Origin of the sequence: Streptomyces sp. NPDC006687, from assembly GCF_040636215.1 — a bacterium.
Classification (GTDB): domain Bacteria; phylum Actinomycetota; class Actinomycetes; order Streptomycetales; family Streptomycetaceae; genus Streptomyces.
On sequence record NZ_JBEYJJ010000018.1, the window covers coordinates 1 to 14620 of the forward strand.

Genomic DNA, 14620 nt, shown 5'->3' on the forward strand with positions numbered 1-14620 from the left:
CAGGACGAACGGCAGCTGCATCTGACCGGAGCCGAACAGCTCACCGACGACCTTCATCCCCTCCAGAAGGGTGTCGTTGACGATGTCCAGGGCCGCACGCGTCTGGAGAGCCTCATCCAGATCGGCCTCCAGGCCGTTCTTCTCACCGTCGATGATCCGACGCTGAAGCCGCTCGTCCAGCGGCAGCGCGAGGAGTTCCTCGGCGCGGCCCGCCTTCAGCGACTTGGTGTTGACGCCCTCGAACAGCGCCATCAGCTTCTGCAGCGGGTCGTAGTCACCCTCACGCCGGTCGTAGATCAGGTCCAGAGCCGTCTGGACCTGCTCCTCGTCGAACCGGGCGATCGGCAGGATCTTCGAGGCGTGGACGATCGCCGAGTCCAGACCCGCCTTCACACACTCGTCCAGGAACACCGAGTTCAACAGGACACGGGCGGCCGGGTTCAGACCGAAGGAGATGTTCGACAGACCCAGGGTGGTCTGCACATCCGGGTGGCGCCGCTTGAGCTCACGGATCGCCTCGATCGTGGCGATACCGTCCTTACGCGACTCCTCCTGCCCGGTACAGATCGTGAACGTGAGGGTGTCGATGAGGATGTCCGACTCACGGATCCCCCAGTTGACCGTCAAATCCCCGATCAGGCGCTCGGCGATGGCCACCTTGTGCTCGACGGTGCGGGCCTGGCCCTCCTCGTCGATCGTCAACGCGATCAGCGCCGCGCCGTGCTCCTGCGCGAGACGGGTCACCTTCGCGAAGCGGGACTCCGGACCGTCGCCGTCCTCGTAGTTGACGGAGTTGATGACCGCACGCCCGCCCAGCTTCTCCAAACCCGCCTGGATGACCGGCACCTCGGTCGAGTCCAGCACGATCGGCAGCGTCGAAGCGGTCGCGAAACGCCCCGCCAGCTCCTGCATGTCGGCCACGCCGTCACGGCCGACGTAGTCCACGCACAGGTCCAGCATGTGCGCGCCCTCACGGATCTGATCCCGCGCCATCTCCACACAGTCGTCCCAGCGGGCCTCCAGCATCGCCTCACGGAACTTCTTCGACCCGTTCGCGTTCGTCCGCTCACCGATCGCCATGTACGAGGTGTCCTGCCGGAACGGCACCGTCTGATACAACGACGCCGCGCCCGGCTCGGGCTGGGGGGTGCGCGGGGCGATCGCCGTGCCACGGACCCGTTCCACCACCTGCCGCAGATGCTCCGGCGTGGTACCACAGCAGCCACCGACCAGGGAGAGCCCGTACTCCCGGACGAACGTCTCCTGCGCGTCCGCCAGCTCGGCGGCCGACAGCGGATAGTGCGCGCCGTCCTTGGTCAGCACCGGCAGGCCCGCGTTCGGCATGCAGGACAGCGGGATCCGCGCGTTCCGCGCCAGATAGCGCAGGTGCTCGCTCATCTCCGCCGGACCCGTCGCACAGTTCAGACCGATCATGTCGATACCGAGGGGCTCCAGCGCCGTCAGCGCCGCACCGATCTCCGAGCCCAGCAGCATCGTGCCGGTCGCTTCCACCGTGACCTGGACGATCAGGGGGAGGTCGTCCATCCCGCACCAGTCCAGTGCGCGGCGGGCGCCGATGACGGCGGCCTTGGTCTGGAGGAGGTCCTGGGTGGTCTCGACGAGGAGGGCGTCGGCGCCGCCTCGGATCAGGCCCTCGGCGTTCTCCTGGTAGGCGTCGCGCAGCCGGTCGTAGGTGATGTGGCCGAGGGTGGGGAGCTTGGTGCCCGGGCCCATGGAGCCGAGGACCCAGCGGGGACGGCCGTCGTCCGCCGTGAAGGCGTCCGCGGAGGCGCGGGCGATACGGGCGCCGGCCTCGGCGAGTTCGTAGATCCGGCTCTCGATCCCGTACTCGGCGAGGGCGGCCAGGTTGGTGCCGAAGGTGTTGGTCTCGACGCAGTCCACGCCCACCGAGAAGTAGGCGTCGTGCACCGAGCGGACGATGTCGGGGCGGGTGGCGTTGAGGACCTCGTTGCAGCCCTCCAGCCCCAGGAAGTCGTCCATGGTGGGGTCGGCGGCCTGGAGCATGGTTCCCATCGCTCCGTCCGCGACCACGACGCGCTGGGCGAACTCCTCCCTCAGTGGCCGTCTCATCTCATTCCAGTCCCGTCAGGTGTATGGACAGTGCCGCCTCGCTCCGCGCCCCGTAGGCGGAGCGCAGCCGGGCCAGCAGGGCGTCCCGGGTCAGCCGGTACTCCTGGGTGCCGGTGTGGTCGAGTACGGTCGCCGCGACCGCACAGCCCAGCTGGGCCGCGTACTCCTCGGGCAGGCCCCAGGCCGTTGCGGCGAGGAAGCCGGCCCGGAAGGCGTCGCCCACGCCGGTGGGGTCGACGACGTCCGCGACGGGAACCGCGGGCACGTCCAGCGGTGCGCCGTCCGCGGTGCGAATGCGGACGCCGTCCTCGCCGCGGGTGGTGACCCAGGAGCCGACCCGCCGGAGGATCTGTTCCTCGGTGAGGCCGGTCCGCTCGCAGAGCAGGGCGGACTCGTACTCGTTGGTGAACAGCCGGGTGGCGCCGTCGAGCAGTTCCAGCGCCTCCTCCCCGGTGAGCCGGGCGAGCTGCTGGGAGGGGTCGGAGGCGAAGGGTACGCCCAGGGCGCGGCAGGCGCGGGTGTGGCGGAGCATGGCCTGCGGGTCGTCCGGCGAGACCAGCACCAGGTCGGGCCGGCCGGTGCGGGCGACGACCTCGCGCAGGTCGATCTCGCGGGCTTCGGCCATCGCGCCCGCGTAGAAGGTCGCTATCTGGTTCTGCTCCTGGTCGGTGGTGCAGACGAAGCGGGCCGTGTGGAGGGTGTCGCTGACGCGTACGGAGTCGGTGTCGACTCCGTGGTCCTTGAGCCAGACCCGGTACGGCTCGAAGTCCCCGCCCACCGCGCCCACCAGCAGGGGGCGCAGTCCCAGTACGCCCAGGCCGAAGGCGATGTTCGCCGCCACGCCGCCCCGCCGCACCTCCAGGTGGTCGGCGAGGAACGACAGGGAGACCCGGTCCAGCCGGTCCGCCAGCAGCTGCTCGGCGAACCGGCCGGGGAAGGTCATCAGGTGATCGGTCGCGATGGAACCCGTGACAGCGATCCGCATGTCAGACTCCGGCTGCCTTGCGCAGCGCGTGCACGCGGTCGGTGCGCTCCCAGGTGAAGTCGGGGAGCTCGCGGCCGAAGTGCCCGTACGCGGCGGTCTGCGCGTAGATCGGGCGCAGCAGGTCCAGGTCGCGGACGATGGCGGCCGGGCGGAGATCGAAGACGGCGGAGACCGCCTCCTGGATCCGCGTGTCGGGCAGGCTGCCGGTGCCGAAGGTCTCCACGAATAGGCCGACGGGCTCGGCCTTGCCGATCGCGTACGCGACCTGGACCTCGCAGCGCGAGGCGAGGCCGGCGGCGACCACGTTCTTGGCGACCCAGCGCATCGCGTAGGCGGCCGAGCGGTCCACCTTCGACGGGTCCTTGCCCGAGAAGGCACCGCCGCCGTGGCGAGCCATACCGCCGTAGGTGTCGATGATGATCTTGCGGCCGGTCAGGCCCGCGTCACCCATCGGACCGCCGATCTCGAAGCGGCCCGTCGGGTTCACCAGGAGCCGGTAGCCCTCGGTGTCCAGCTTGATGCCGTCCTCGGCCAGCTGCTTCAGGACGTGCTCGACCACGTGGTCGCGGATGTCCGGGGTGAGCAGCGACTCCAGGTCGATGTCCGCGGCGTGCTGGCTGGAGACCACCACGGTGTCGAGGCGGACGGCCTTGTCGCCGTCGTACTCGATGGTGACTTGCGTCTTGCCGTCGGGGCGCAGGTACGGGACCGTGCCCTCCTTGCGGACCTGGGTCAGGCGGCGGGAGAGCCGGTGCGCGAGGTGGATCGGCAGCGGCATCAGCTCGGGGGTCTCGTCGCAGGCGTAGCCGAACATCAGGCCCTGGTCGCCGGCGCCCTGACGGTCGAGCTCGTCACCCTTCTCACCTGCGTCAGCACCCTCGACGCGGGCCTCGTAGGCGGTGTCGACACCCTGCGCGATGTCGGGCGACTGGGCTCCGATGGACACCGACACGCCACAGGAGGCGCCGTCGAAGCCCTTCTTCGAGGAGTCGTAGCCGATGTCGAGGATGGCGCCCCGGACGAGTTCGGCGATCGGCGCGTACGCGGTGGTCGTGACCTCGCCGGCGATGTGAACCTGGCCGGTGGTGATGAGGGTCTCCACCGCCACGCGCGAGGCCGGGTCCTCGCGCAGCAGGGCGTCCAGGACGGTGTCGCTGATCCGGTCGGCGATCTTGTCGGGGTGGCCCTCGGTGACCGACTCGGAGGTGAAGAGCCGCTTGCTCATGCCTTCACCTCGGCGGAGAAGAAGTGGGTGGCGATGGCGTCGAGGGTGCGGATCTCGTCCACCTCCAGGGTCTCCATCTGGATGGCGCGGCCGCTGTGCTGTTCGAGCAGGAAGACGAACTCGACGAAGGACAGGGAGTCGATCAGCCGGTTCTCGATGAGGTCCAGGTCGGAAGCGATGTCGTCCAGTTCCTCGTGGCGGGCGAGGAGCCAGTTCTTCACGAGCTGCAGGCCGTCGGACATGGTGTCTCTCCTTGGAGTGCTGGGTGCGTGGTGCGGGGTGGGGGCGGACCCGGTGGCCGGGTCCGGTCGTGCGGGCGGTGCGGAGGGCCCCGGCGGGGCGGGCTCCAGGAGCGGGGCGGCGACCGCCACCGCGTAGTCCACGTCGTGGCTGATGGTCACGGTGACGCCGGTGACGCCGGAGTCGGCGGCCATGGCGGCCGCCGCCCCGCGGAGTTCCACGAGCGGCCAGCCGCCCTCGGAGCGCCGTACGACGATGTCCCGCCAGGGCAGGACCACCGCCCCGACGCGGAGGGTTTTGAACGCCGCCTCCTTGGCCGCGATCCGCCCGCACAGGCTCAGGACGTCGAGCCGGGCGGAGGTGTGGCAGTCGGCGAGTTCGCCGGGGGTGAGCATGCGCTGGAAGAAGTCCTCGCCGTAGGCGACGAGCAGCCGGCGGACCCGGCCGACGGAGACGATGTCCATGCCGAGGTTCGCCCAGCCCAGGCCGCCCGCCGGCGGGGCGACGGGTCGGGTGTGCACGTCAGATCGCCGGCCCCGCCGCGGTCGCGCTCAGGACGGCGGCGGTCGCCGCGCCCCAGCTGCCGTGGCGGCGGGTGAGCGCGGACAGCCAGCGCTCCAGGCCGAAGGCGACGCAGCTGGTGAAGGCCGGGCCCGCGCCGGAGGCGAGGGGGATCTCGCAGCGGTCGCCGAAGAAGTTGCGGTGGGTGTTGACCGAGGCGATGGCGAGGTCCTCGAAGAGGAACTCGTGCTTGACCGGGGTAAGGCGCTGGAGCACCGCCTTGGAGCTGCCCTTGTCGAAGAAGGGGTCGCAGGCGGCCTCCCGGCGCAGCGGCAGGTCCAGGGCCTCGGCGAAGGCGTTGATCCGCCGGGTGAAGCGGGCCAGGTGCTCCTCGGCGTGCTCCCGGGTGCCGATGGCGACGATCTCCCGCATACGGAAGCCGAGCTGGCGGCGCAGACCCTCGTAGTGCTGTTCCTTGCGGAAGCACCAGCCGACCACGGTGACGAGTTCGTCGTCGGCGGCCGGGCGGCCCTGGTGGTCGATGTAGACGGCGTAGCAGGACGCGGAGGGCAGGCCGAGGGCGGCCGGTTCCAGTGCGTCGCAGGGGAAGCAGCCGGTGTCGGTACAGAACTCGCTGGTCTCCCGGACGTCCAGGTTCAGCGGGGCGGCGACGACGGCCTGGTGGGGGAAGTTGTCGTAGTAGTCGAGCCGGGCCAGGTCGGCGGCCGGCAGCAGCGGGGGCATCGTCATGGAACGGGCTCCCGCGTGCACCCCCCAGCTCTCGAAGGTGTCGTCGAGGAGCCGGAGCAGTGCGGTGCCCTCGGGGCCGAGCGACGGCAGGCCGCGGGTGTCTGGGGTGGTGGTCTTGACGGTCGTGACGCTCATGGGGGTGTCACCTCTCGGACGGCGGTGGGCCCTCTCAGACGACGGGCAGGACGTCGTCCGTGAAGATCCCGGTCTTCAGGAAGAAGCCGAGCGGCTTGCGGATGGCCTTGCGCTCGTGGGGACGGCGCCGCTCGTCGGCGACGAGCGCGTTGCGCAGGCCGATCGGGTCGGCGATGCCGGCGTCCCGGTACACGTGGGGGTTGTAGAGGGAGTTGATGCTGTAGACCACGTAGCGCTTGAGGTACGCCTCGACCTCGGCGACGCGGGCGGCGGGGACGGCCTCCTTCATCCGGGTGAACAGGAGGGAGACCAGCTCGCGGCCGAAGGCGATGTGGCGGGACTCGTCCTGGTGGTGGATGCGGTTGACCTCGCGGATGGTGTGGCACAGCGACTCGTCGCGCGCCATCCGCGTGTTGTAGTGGTCGACCAGCTCCTCGAAGAACAGGATCCGGGAGAAGACCAGGAAGTTCTCCACCTCCGGCTCCCAGGCGGAGTCGGCGCGCAGGGCGGTGGAACCGTAGATCTTGTCGCCGTAGCGGCGGCAGAACTCGGCGAAGAACCACATGTGCTCGTTCTCCTCACCGATGAAGTGGTGGAAGAAGTCCGAGGGCACCTCGAAGCCGGGCATGTGGATCCGGCCGACGACCTCGATGAGCAGCTCGCGGATGCCGTGCACGTTGAGGCTGTAGAAGTTGATGCTCTCCCACTTCGAGAGGCGCTGGAGGGTCTCCTCGCCGAGCTCGTCGTAGAAGGGGGTCCCGTAGACGGTGAGCAGCTCGGGGGTCATCCACATGCGGCCCTCGTCGAGCTTCTCGGGCCAGTCGAACTGCTGGTACGGGTTGTAGTACTCCTCGATGGAGCGGGAGCTCAGCCGTTCCAGGACTTCCAGGAACCGGTCGTTGACCGGCAGGGGGGCGCTGACGCCCATGGTGACTCCTCGTCGGTGGTGGTGACGGCCGGGGCGTGCGGGCCCCGCGGTGGGCCGGGCCCTACGGGCGGACTTCGTAGACGGCGTTGACCGGGGTCTCGGTCGCGCGGCGCCAGCGGGTGAAGCCGGCCTCCTCGGCGATGGCGCGGAAGGCGTTCTCGCCGGAGTGGTTGCCGAGCGCGTGGGGGCCGCGCTGGGCGACGGCCACGGGCAGGCACATCACGGCGGAGAGCGCCATGAACATGCGGGCGGCGGGGGTCTGGGTGTCGATGTCGTCGGGCGACACGTTGGACTCGACGAGCATCCAGGTGCCGTCGGCGTCCAGGGACTTGTGCACGTGCTGGGCGGCGGAGACGGGGTCGCCCATGTCGTGCAGGGCGTTGAAGAAGGTGACCAGGTCGTAGCCGGTGCCGGGGTAGTCGTCGGCGGAGGCGACGTCGAAGACGACACGGTCGGAGAGGCCGGCCTCCTCGGCGAGCTGGCGGGCGATCGAGATGGCCTCTTCGGAGTAGTCGAAGCCGTGGACGGTCGCCTGCGGGAACGCCTTCGCGATGAGGAGGGTGGTGTGGCCGACGCCGCAGCCGACGTCGGCGACGGTGCCGCCGGCGGCCAGCTTGCCGGTGACCCCGGTGAGGGACGGCAGCCAGTCGGGGATCAGGCGGTGCTCGTACGTCGGCTGGAAGAAGCTGCCCATGCCGGTGTCGAGGGCCGGGTCGTGCTCGGCCCAGCCGACGCCGTCGCCGGTGCGGTAGGCGTCGACGAGGAGGTCCTCGGTGCCGTAGAGGGCCTTGAGGGCGGTGAAGAAGCCGGCGGCGAAGGTGATCGCGTTCGGGTCGGCCAGCACCGGGACGTGGTCGGCGGGCAGGGTGTACGTGCCGGCGTCCGCCTGGCGTTCGACGTAGCCGGCGCTCAGCTGGGCGTGCAGCCACTCCTCGGCGTAGCGGGCGTTGATCCCGGTGCGGGCGGCGAGGCCGGCCGGGGTGAGCGGGCCGGCCTCGGCCAGGGCCCGGTAGAGGCCGAGCCGTTCGCCGAGGGCGACGGTGAGGCCGCGTACGGCGGCGCCGGCGTCGCCGATGACGCGCTGGTGGAAGTCGTGGGTGGCGCTCATGCGGCTCTCACCTCGGGGGTCGGGAGGTCACAGGTGAACAGGAAGGACCGCGGGATCCGCGGGACGCTGCGCGCGGGCACGGGGTAGGGCCAGCGGCCGAAGTCGGCGCCGTCCTCTCCGGGCTGGCGGACCTCGCGGACGTCCCAGCCGCATTCGGCGAGGAGCTGCTCGGGGGTCTCGGTGCCGAACAGCCAGGGGTTGCCGTCCTCTTCGAGGGACTTGAGGAAGGGGCGGGAGAGCGGGTTCTCCAGCGCCGACTTGCTGATGACGTCGCCGAGGAGGACCGAGCCGGGCGCGGAGTGTCCGGCCAGGGTGGAGATCAGGTCGCGGACGGCGGCCTCGGGGAGGAAGAACAGCAGGCCCTCGACGACCCAGAGCACGGGCTCGTCGGAGCGCCAGCCGGCCTCCTCGAGGGGGCCGGTCCAGTCCTGGGTGAGGTCGACGGGGACGGCGACGCGGCTGCGTCCGGCCGGCTGCGGCTCGCCGGCCAGCATCCCGGCCTTGGCCTCCAGCAGGGCGGGGCGGTCGAGTTCGTAGACGGTGACGCCGTCGGGCCAGGGCAGCCGGTAGAAGCGGGTGTCCATGCCGGCGGCGAGGAACACGACCTGGCGGATGCCGTGCTCCTGGACGGCGGCGGTGATCTGCCGGTCCAGGTAGGTGGTGCGGATCGCGAGGAACGGCACGGTGCCGGCTCCGGCGTAGCGCTCCAGGAGTTCGAAGCCGATGGTGTCGGCGACGGTCCGGGCGTACGGATCGGCGAACAGCCGGTCGTCACGGTCGGTTTCCAGGGCCCGCGCTGCGGCGGTCCACTGGGCGGTGCGGGATACGGCCTCCACGGGAGGACTCCCTTCACTTCGGCGGACGGGGAGGGGGCGGGGCCGGGGCGGGGCGGCCCGGGCCCGGCCGGGTCAGGCCAGGGAGTTCACGCGGACGACCGGGTCCTCCGCGGCGCAGGGGTGCGGCGTGGCGCACTCGACGGGCCGGCGCCGGAAGATGCTGTGCAGGACCATGCTGAAGACGACGTTGCCGTCGGCATCGGAGAGCGTGCACTTGGGCTGGACGACGCCGGTGGCCGGGTTGAACGGCGAGGGGCGCGAGCCGAGGATCTCGACGCGCGCGGTGAGCACGTCGCCGGGGCGGACGGGCCGCAGGTAGCGGATCTCGTCGACGCCCGGCGAGCCGGTACAGGCGCTGTAGGCGAGCAGCCCGTCGACGTAGCGGCGCATGAACATCGAGGCGCTGTGCCAGCCGCTGGCGATGAGGCCGCCGAAGGGGCTCTGCGCGGCGAGCTCCGGGTCGGTGTGGAAGGGCTGCGGGTCGAAGCGCCTGCCGAACTCCAGCACTTCCTCCGTCGTGACGGTGATGGTCCCCAGCTCGTGGACGTCACCGGTCCGGAAGTCCTCGAAATAGCGCATCACGCGCCCCCCTTGACGTGGAGGAGTGGTTTTCTCTGGCGTGAACCAATCTACGAATCGTGCGCTTATTTTGTCAACCCAAAAGAAGACCGCAGTGCCTGTTCAGCGTCCTGCCAGAGGTCCTCCGGGTCCTCGATGCCGACCGACATGCGCACCAGGCCCGGGCCTATGCCCGCGTGCGCCAGCGCCCGTTCGTCCAGCTCCCGGTGGGAGGTGCTGGCGGGGTGGGTGACCAGCGTCTCCACCCCGCCCAGCGACAGTGCGAGCCGCGCGAGGCGGACCCCTTCGACGAAGGCGCGGCCCGCCTCCCGGCCGCCGTGCAGCTCGAAGGAGAGCAGCCCGCCGCCACCGGAGAGCACCTTGCGCGCCAGGGCGTACGAGGGGTGCGTTCTCAGCCACGGCCAGTGGACGGCCGCCACGGCCGGGTGGGTCGCGAGCCGCTCGGCGAGCAGGGCCGCGTTGGCGCAGTGCTCGCGCATCCGCAGGGGCAGGGTGGCGATCCCGCGCAGGGTCAGCCAGACGGCGAACGGGTCGGCGCTGGCGCCGAGTTCGACCGTGCGTGGCCAGACCTCCCGGCGCAGTGCGTCGTCCGCGAAGACGGCGGCCCCGCCGAGGACGTCGGAGTGACCGGCGAGGTACTTGGTGGTGGAGTGCAGCACGATGTCGGCGCCGTGTTCGATGGGCCGGCACAGCACGGGCGAGGCCAGGGAGTTGTCCACGGCGCCGATCACGCCCAGGCGGCGGGCCGCGGCCAGCAGGCCGGGCAGGTCGGGGACCTGGCCGGTGGGGTTGGCGATGGTCTCCAGGACGAGCAGCCGGGTGCGCGGGCCGGCGAGCGCCTCGAACTCCCCCACGTCGTCGCCGCCGATGTGGTCCACCCGGACCCCGTAGCGCTCCGAGAGGTCCTTCAGCGCCGCGTACGTCCCCCCGTACAGGCAGCGCTGCGCGATGACCTGGTCGCCGGGGCGCAGCAGGGCGAGCAGGACCCCGCTGATGGCCCCCATGCCCGAGGCGAAGGCGATGGCCGAGGCCCCGCCCTCCAGGCCGGCGAGGGTGCGTTCCAGGGCGCGCACGGTGGGGTTGCCGCGGCGGCTGTAGACGTAGGCGCCGTCGGGCCCGGCCATGGCCTCGGCCAGTGCGTCGGCGGAGTCGAAGGCGAAGGCGGAGGACTGCACGAGCGGGACGGACAGCGGCCGGCTCGCCGCGGGGGCTTCGAGCTCGTGGGCCACGTGCACGGCCCGGGTGCGGATGTCCTTCATGAGGGGTCTGCCTTTCGTCGGGCACGGAGCGGGTGCGGAACGGGTACCGAACGGGTACGGAGCGGTACGGAAAAGGGGCCGCCCGACGTCCGGGGGAGGACGTCGGGCGACCCCTGGGGCGGGCGCGGGGTGTTCCCGTGCGTCAGACCCCGGCCGTCTCGTTGCGTGACGCCGGGGCGTCGGCGGCCGGAGCGGCGGCGGCCGCCTTGTCGCTCTTCATGGCGAGGAGCGTGATGAGCGCGCCGGCGGCCGCGATGACGGCGGCGGCGATGAACGCGGAGCTGAACCCGTCGGTGAGGGCAGGCAGGTTGCCCAGCTCGCCGGCACCCTGGGTGGTGGCGAGGGCGGTCAGCGCGGCGAGACCCAGGGCCGAGCCCACGTTGTAGGTGGTGTTGACGATGCCGGAGGCCAGGCCGGCCTGCTCCTGCGGGGCGCCGGACATCGAGGCGATCATCGCCGGGATGTAGGCGAGCGCCATGCCGAGCGCGGCGACGAGCGAGGCGGGCAGGACGTCGACCAGGAAGGTGCCGGTCGGCTCGACGGCGGAGAGCCAGAGCAGGCCGAGCGCGAGGGCCAGCAGACCGCCGACGATCAGCGGCTTCGCCCCGAACCGGCCCATGAGGCGGGCGGTGATGGCCGTCATGAAGATCATCAGCAGGATGGTCATCGGGAGCAGGGCCGCACCGGAGGCGAAGGCGCCGTAGCCGAGGACCTGCTGGAGGTAGAGGTTGAGGAAGTACCACATCGGGATCCAGGCGGCGCCGAGCAGGGTCATGGCGAGGTTGCCCGCGCCCAGCCGCGGGATGCGCCACACGCTGAGCGGCATGAGCGGCTCGCGGACGGTCTTCTGGACCACGAAGAAGAGGACGAGGAGCACGGCGGCGCCGATCAGCTCCAGCACGGTGGCGGTGGAGCCCCAGCCGGTCTCGGGGGCCCGGACGACGGCGAACACGGCGAGCGCGAGCCCGGCGGTGACGGCGACGGCGCCGAGGACGTCCACGGAACCGCGGCGGGACTGGACCGCGGGCAGCAGCTTCGTCAGGGCGAGGGTGGCCACGCCGATGGGGACGTAGATGGCGAAGCACCAGGGCCAGCTCACCCACTCGGTGAACACGCCGCCGAGGAAGACGCCGGCGGTGCCGCCGGCCGGGGCGGCGGCGCCGTAGAGGGCCATCGCCTTGCCGAGCTCCTTCGGGTCGTGCCCGAAGAGCATCATCAGGAGGGTCATGGCCGAGGGCGCGATCAGCGCGCCGCCCACCCCCTGCACGGCCCGGCCGGCGATCTCGACCGAGGCGCTCTGCGCGGCTGCGGCGAGCACGGAGCCGACGATCATGACGACCCAGCCGGTGGCGAAGATCTTGCGCGCCCCGAACAGGTCGGAGAGCCGTCCGCCGAGCAGCAGCAGTCCGCCGAAGACGATCACGTAGGCGTTGAAGACCCACTGGAGCTCGCCCTGGGAGAAGCCCAGGTCCTTCTGCATCTCGGGGAGCGCCACCCCGATGATCGAAGTGTCCATGATCACCATGAACTGAGCGGCGGCAAGCACGCCAAGTGCCCACCAGCGCCGGGGATTGACGGTTGACATTGCCCTGGCCCTTCCTCTGTCGTATACCCCCAGGGGGTACCTTCGCGATGCAAAGTAGCATACCCATGGGGGGTATGTAAGGATGCCGCCGGAGGCTCAAGCGAGGCTCGATCCGCCCCGGCTGTGCCGCCCAGCGGTTACGAGGCCGTCCCTGAGCCGGCCTCGCGCTCCGGGGCCGTGATCCGTTCCAGGTCGGCCATCAGGGAGTCCAGCCAGGAGACCGCCGCGTAGGAGCGGCGCGGCGCACCGGGCGGCTCCGCCGCGCGCCCCCCGTCCGCGGGGTCCCGCAGGGGGAACGGCACCGGCGGGGTGTCCCCGCCCGGGTCCAGGTGCGCCGACACCAGCAGCATCCGCCCGGCCACCCGGTCCCCGAACCGGGTCAGCGCCTCGGCCGGCTCCGGGCCGAGCGGAGCGGCCGGGGCCTCGGCGGCGCACCCCGGTGGCGGCGGGTCCGGGGCACAGGTGAGCCGGTCCGCGCCCCACAGGGTGTGGTGCCCGGCCATCAGCGCCGCCTGCCAGTCGGGGCCGGCCGGGCGCGGGGCGGCGGCCCCGAAGCGCACCGGTTCGCTCTGGAACTGCGCGTACGCCGACTCGGCCAGGATCAGCGCGCGCCGCAGCGACCGGTAGCCGCCCGCGTCCGCCGCGCTGGGCCCGGCGGCGCCCGCCACGGCCGGCCCGGCACCGCCCGCCGCGACCGAGGCACTGGTGGCGACCACGATCTCGGCGGCCCGGCGCAGCAGCCCCGCCGCAGCCCGCCCCAGCTCGTCGTGCGCGCCCCGGGGCCAGGCCAGCAGCCCGATCGCACCGCCGATCAGGCTCCCGACCAGCACGTCGAGCATCCGCACGCCCGCCAGCCGCCAGGTCGCGGGCGCCAGCTGCGCGAACACCATCGCCACCAGCACGGTGAACAGCCCCTGCGCCCAGCCCACCCCCCGCACCGGCCCCACGGTGAAGGCGAAGAGCATCCAGGCGGGCAGCAGCACGGCGTACACCGCCGTGTGCGGGCCGACGGCGGTGAGCACGCCCGCGGTGAACAGGGCCCCGGCGAAGGTGCCGGCCAGGGCGAGCCGGATGGTGCTCCAGGTCTCGCCGACGGTGGTCCGCGTCAGGGAGAGCGTCGCCAGCATCGCCCAGAACCCGTGCGGCAGCGTGTCCACTCCGGCGACCAGCCGGGCCGCCGCCAGGGCGAGGCCGATCCGCACCGCGTTCTGGAAGAAGACCGACCGCCGCCCGGCGTGCCCGAGGATCCGGTGCCACCACAGCAGCGGCACGGGAGTCCGGGCGTACCAGAACCGCCCCGGCCGCACCCGGTCCGCCGCCGCCCGGCCGTGTACGGCGAGGGAGGCAGCGGTGGCCAGGGTCAGCGCGGCGTCCGCCACCTCCAGCACGGCCGCGTCCCGGCGCAGCACGGCCGGGGCGGCCGACCCGCAGGGTGCGGCGGCCAGCCGGGCGCGGGCCGCGGCGAGCTCCCCGTACGCGTCCCCCGGGCCCGGGTCCGCCCTCAGCCGCAGGTCGGCGGCGGTGCGTTCCGCGAGGCGCCGTACCCCGGCCAGCACCTCGGGGGCGCCGCCCGGCGGGCCCCCGGGGAGGGCCGCCAGCCGGCCCAGCAGGGCCCGTGCGGCCAGGCCCGTGTGGGTCAGCGCCCGCTCGCGCACCCCGGGGCCCGCCGGCCGGTCGGCCTCGGGCACGTGCAGCGACCGCAGGGCCGTCCCGTCGCGCAGGGCCCGCTCGGCGCGGGCCCGTGTGAGGGCGTACGGCGGCGTGGCCAGCTCGCGGGCGCACTGCGCGGCGGTGTCGGCGGCGCGGGCGGCGAGCTCCCGGTAGGGCGGCGGGGCGGGCTCGGGGAAGAGGTACCGCTCGGCGAGGACGAGCAGCGCGAGCCCGGTGGTGGTGCCGATGAGCCGGACGCCGAGGGAGCCGGGGTCGTAGGGCGGGAAGGAGGGGAGGATGTACAGCAGCTGGAGCCCGGGCCCGGCGCCGGCCGGCCGCGGGCCGCCCACGGCGGCGAAGGCCAGCGCGAAGCCGACGACGAGCATCCCGGCGACGGCGCTCCAGGTGCGCACCGACAGCCAGGTGCCCACCGCGACCAGCAGCCAGCACACCGGGACCAGCCGCAGCACGGTGGCCGCCCGCTGCGGTCCCGTGCCGGGGATCCGGGAGAGCCCGGCGAGGGCCACCGCCGAGAACAGGGCGTACGTGGCGGCGACGGGCGAGCCGAAGCCGTACAGGAAGAGGTAGAACCCGGTGACGGCGACCAGCGCCACCCGGACCGCCCGGACCGCCGGGGCCCGGTAGGCCGCCGGCAGCCACCGCGCGGGCACACCACCCATCCCCCCAGCATCACCCGTCCCCCGGGCCTCGGCACCACGGCCGGGTCAACACGGCGGTGCCCCGCCGA

12 protein-coding genes are annotated in these 14620 nt (G+C 72.5%); all 12 read right to left on the bottom strand.

Translation table 11 applies throughout. From position 1 onward, the window contains the following. The coding region (locus ABZ716_RS21030) for a homocysteine S-methyltransferase family protein (protein ID WP_358960767.1) at window positions 1–2091 on the bottom strand (2091 nt) is incomplete at its 3' end. A 1-nt stretch (window position 2092) separates the two neighbouring features. Continuing rightward, a complete protein-coding gene (locus ABZ716_RS21035) occupies window positions 2093–3076 on the bottom strand; it encodes a carbohydrate kinase family protein (RefSeq protein WP_358960769.1) in 984 nt (327 codons plus the stop codon). A 1-nt stretch (window position 3077) separates the two neighbouring features. Continuing rightward, window positions 3078–4301 (bottom strand): methionine adenosyltransferase, encoded by a 1224-nt coding sequence (gene metK, locus ABZ716_RS21040; protein WP_358960772.1) that lies wholly within the window; start codon window positions 4299–4301, stop codon window positions 3078–3080. Next, window positions 4298–5062 (bottom strand): 4'-phosphopantetheinyl transferase superfamily protein, encoded by a 765-nt coding sequence (locus ABZ716_RS21045; protein WP_358960775.1) that lies wholly within the window; start codon window positions 5060–5062, stop codon window positions 4298–4300. Before ABZ716_RS21045 ends, metK begins: the two co-directional genes overlap by 4 nt. A 1-nt stretch (window position 5063) precedes the next feature. After that, window positions 5064–5927 carry a hypothetical protein gene (locus tag ABZ716_RS21050; RefSeq protein ID WP_351891438.1) on the bottom strand — a complete coding sequence of 288 codons (864 nt, stop codon included), beginning with the start codon at window positions 5925–5927 and terminating at the stop codon, window positions 5064–5066. A 34-nt stretch (window positions 5928–5961) separates the two neighbouring features. After that, on the bottom strand, window positions 5962–6855 hold the full coding sequence (locus ABZ716_RS21055; RefSeq protein ID WP_079424602.1) for a diiron oxygenase: 894 nt from the start codon (window positions 6853–6855) through the stop codon (window positions 5962–5964). 61 nt (window positions 6856–6916) lie between these two features. Then, a complete protein-coding gene (locus ABZ716_RS21060; protein WP_358813576.1) occupies window positions 6917–7963 on the bottom strand; it encodes a class I SAM-dependent methyltransferase in 1047 nt (348 codons plus the stop codon). Then, window positions 7960–8799, bottom strand: a complete 840-nt coding sequence (locus ABZ716_RS21065; protein WP_358960778.1) for an SAM-dependent methyltransferase — start codon at window positions 8797–8799, stop codon at window positions 7960–7962. The genes ABZ716_RS21060 and ABZ716_RS21065 overlap by 4 nt, the downstream gene beginning before the upstream one ends. A 72-nt stretch (window positions 8800–8871) precedes the next feature. Further along, window positions 8872–9378, bottom strand: coding sequence for a MaoC family dehydratase (locus tag ABZ716_RS21070; RefSeq protein ID WP_351891446.1), 507 nt, complete (start codon window positions 9376–9378; stop codon window positions 8872–8874). Window positions 9379–9443: 65 nt separating this feature from the next. After that, complete coding sequence (locus ABZ716_RS21075; RefSeq protein WP_358960781.1) at window positions 9444–10637, bottom strand: aminotransferase class I/II-fold pyridoxal phosphate-dependent enzyme; 1194 nt, start codon at window positions 10635–10637, stop codon at window positions 9444–9446. A gap of 142 nt (window positions 10638–10779) precedes the next feature. Further along, window positions 10780–12222, bottom strand: coding sequence for an MFS transporter (locus tag ABZ716_RS21080; protein WP_358960784.1), 1443 nt, complete (start codon window positions 12220–12222; stop codon window positions 10780–10782). 137 nt (window positions 12223–12359) lie between these two features. Beyond that, on the bottom strand, window positions 12360–14552 hold the full coding sequence (locus tag ABZ716_RS21085; protein WP_358960787.1) for an FUSC family protein: 2193 nt from the start codon (window positions 14550–14552) through the stop codon (window positions 12360–12362). Between the last annotated feature and the right edge of the window lie 68 nt (window positions 14553–14620).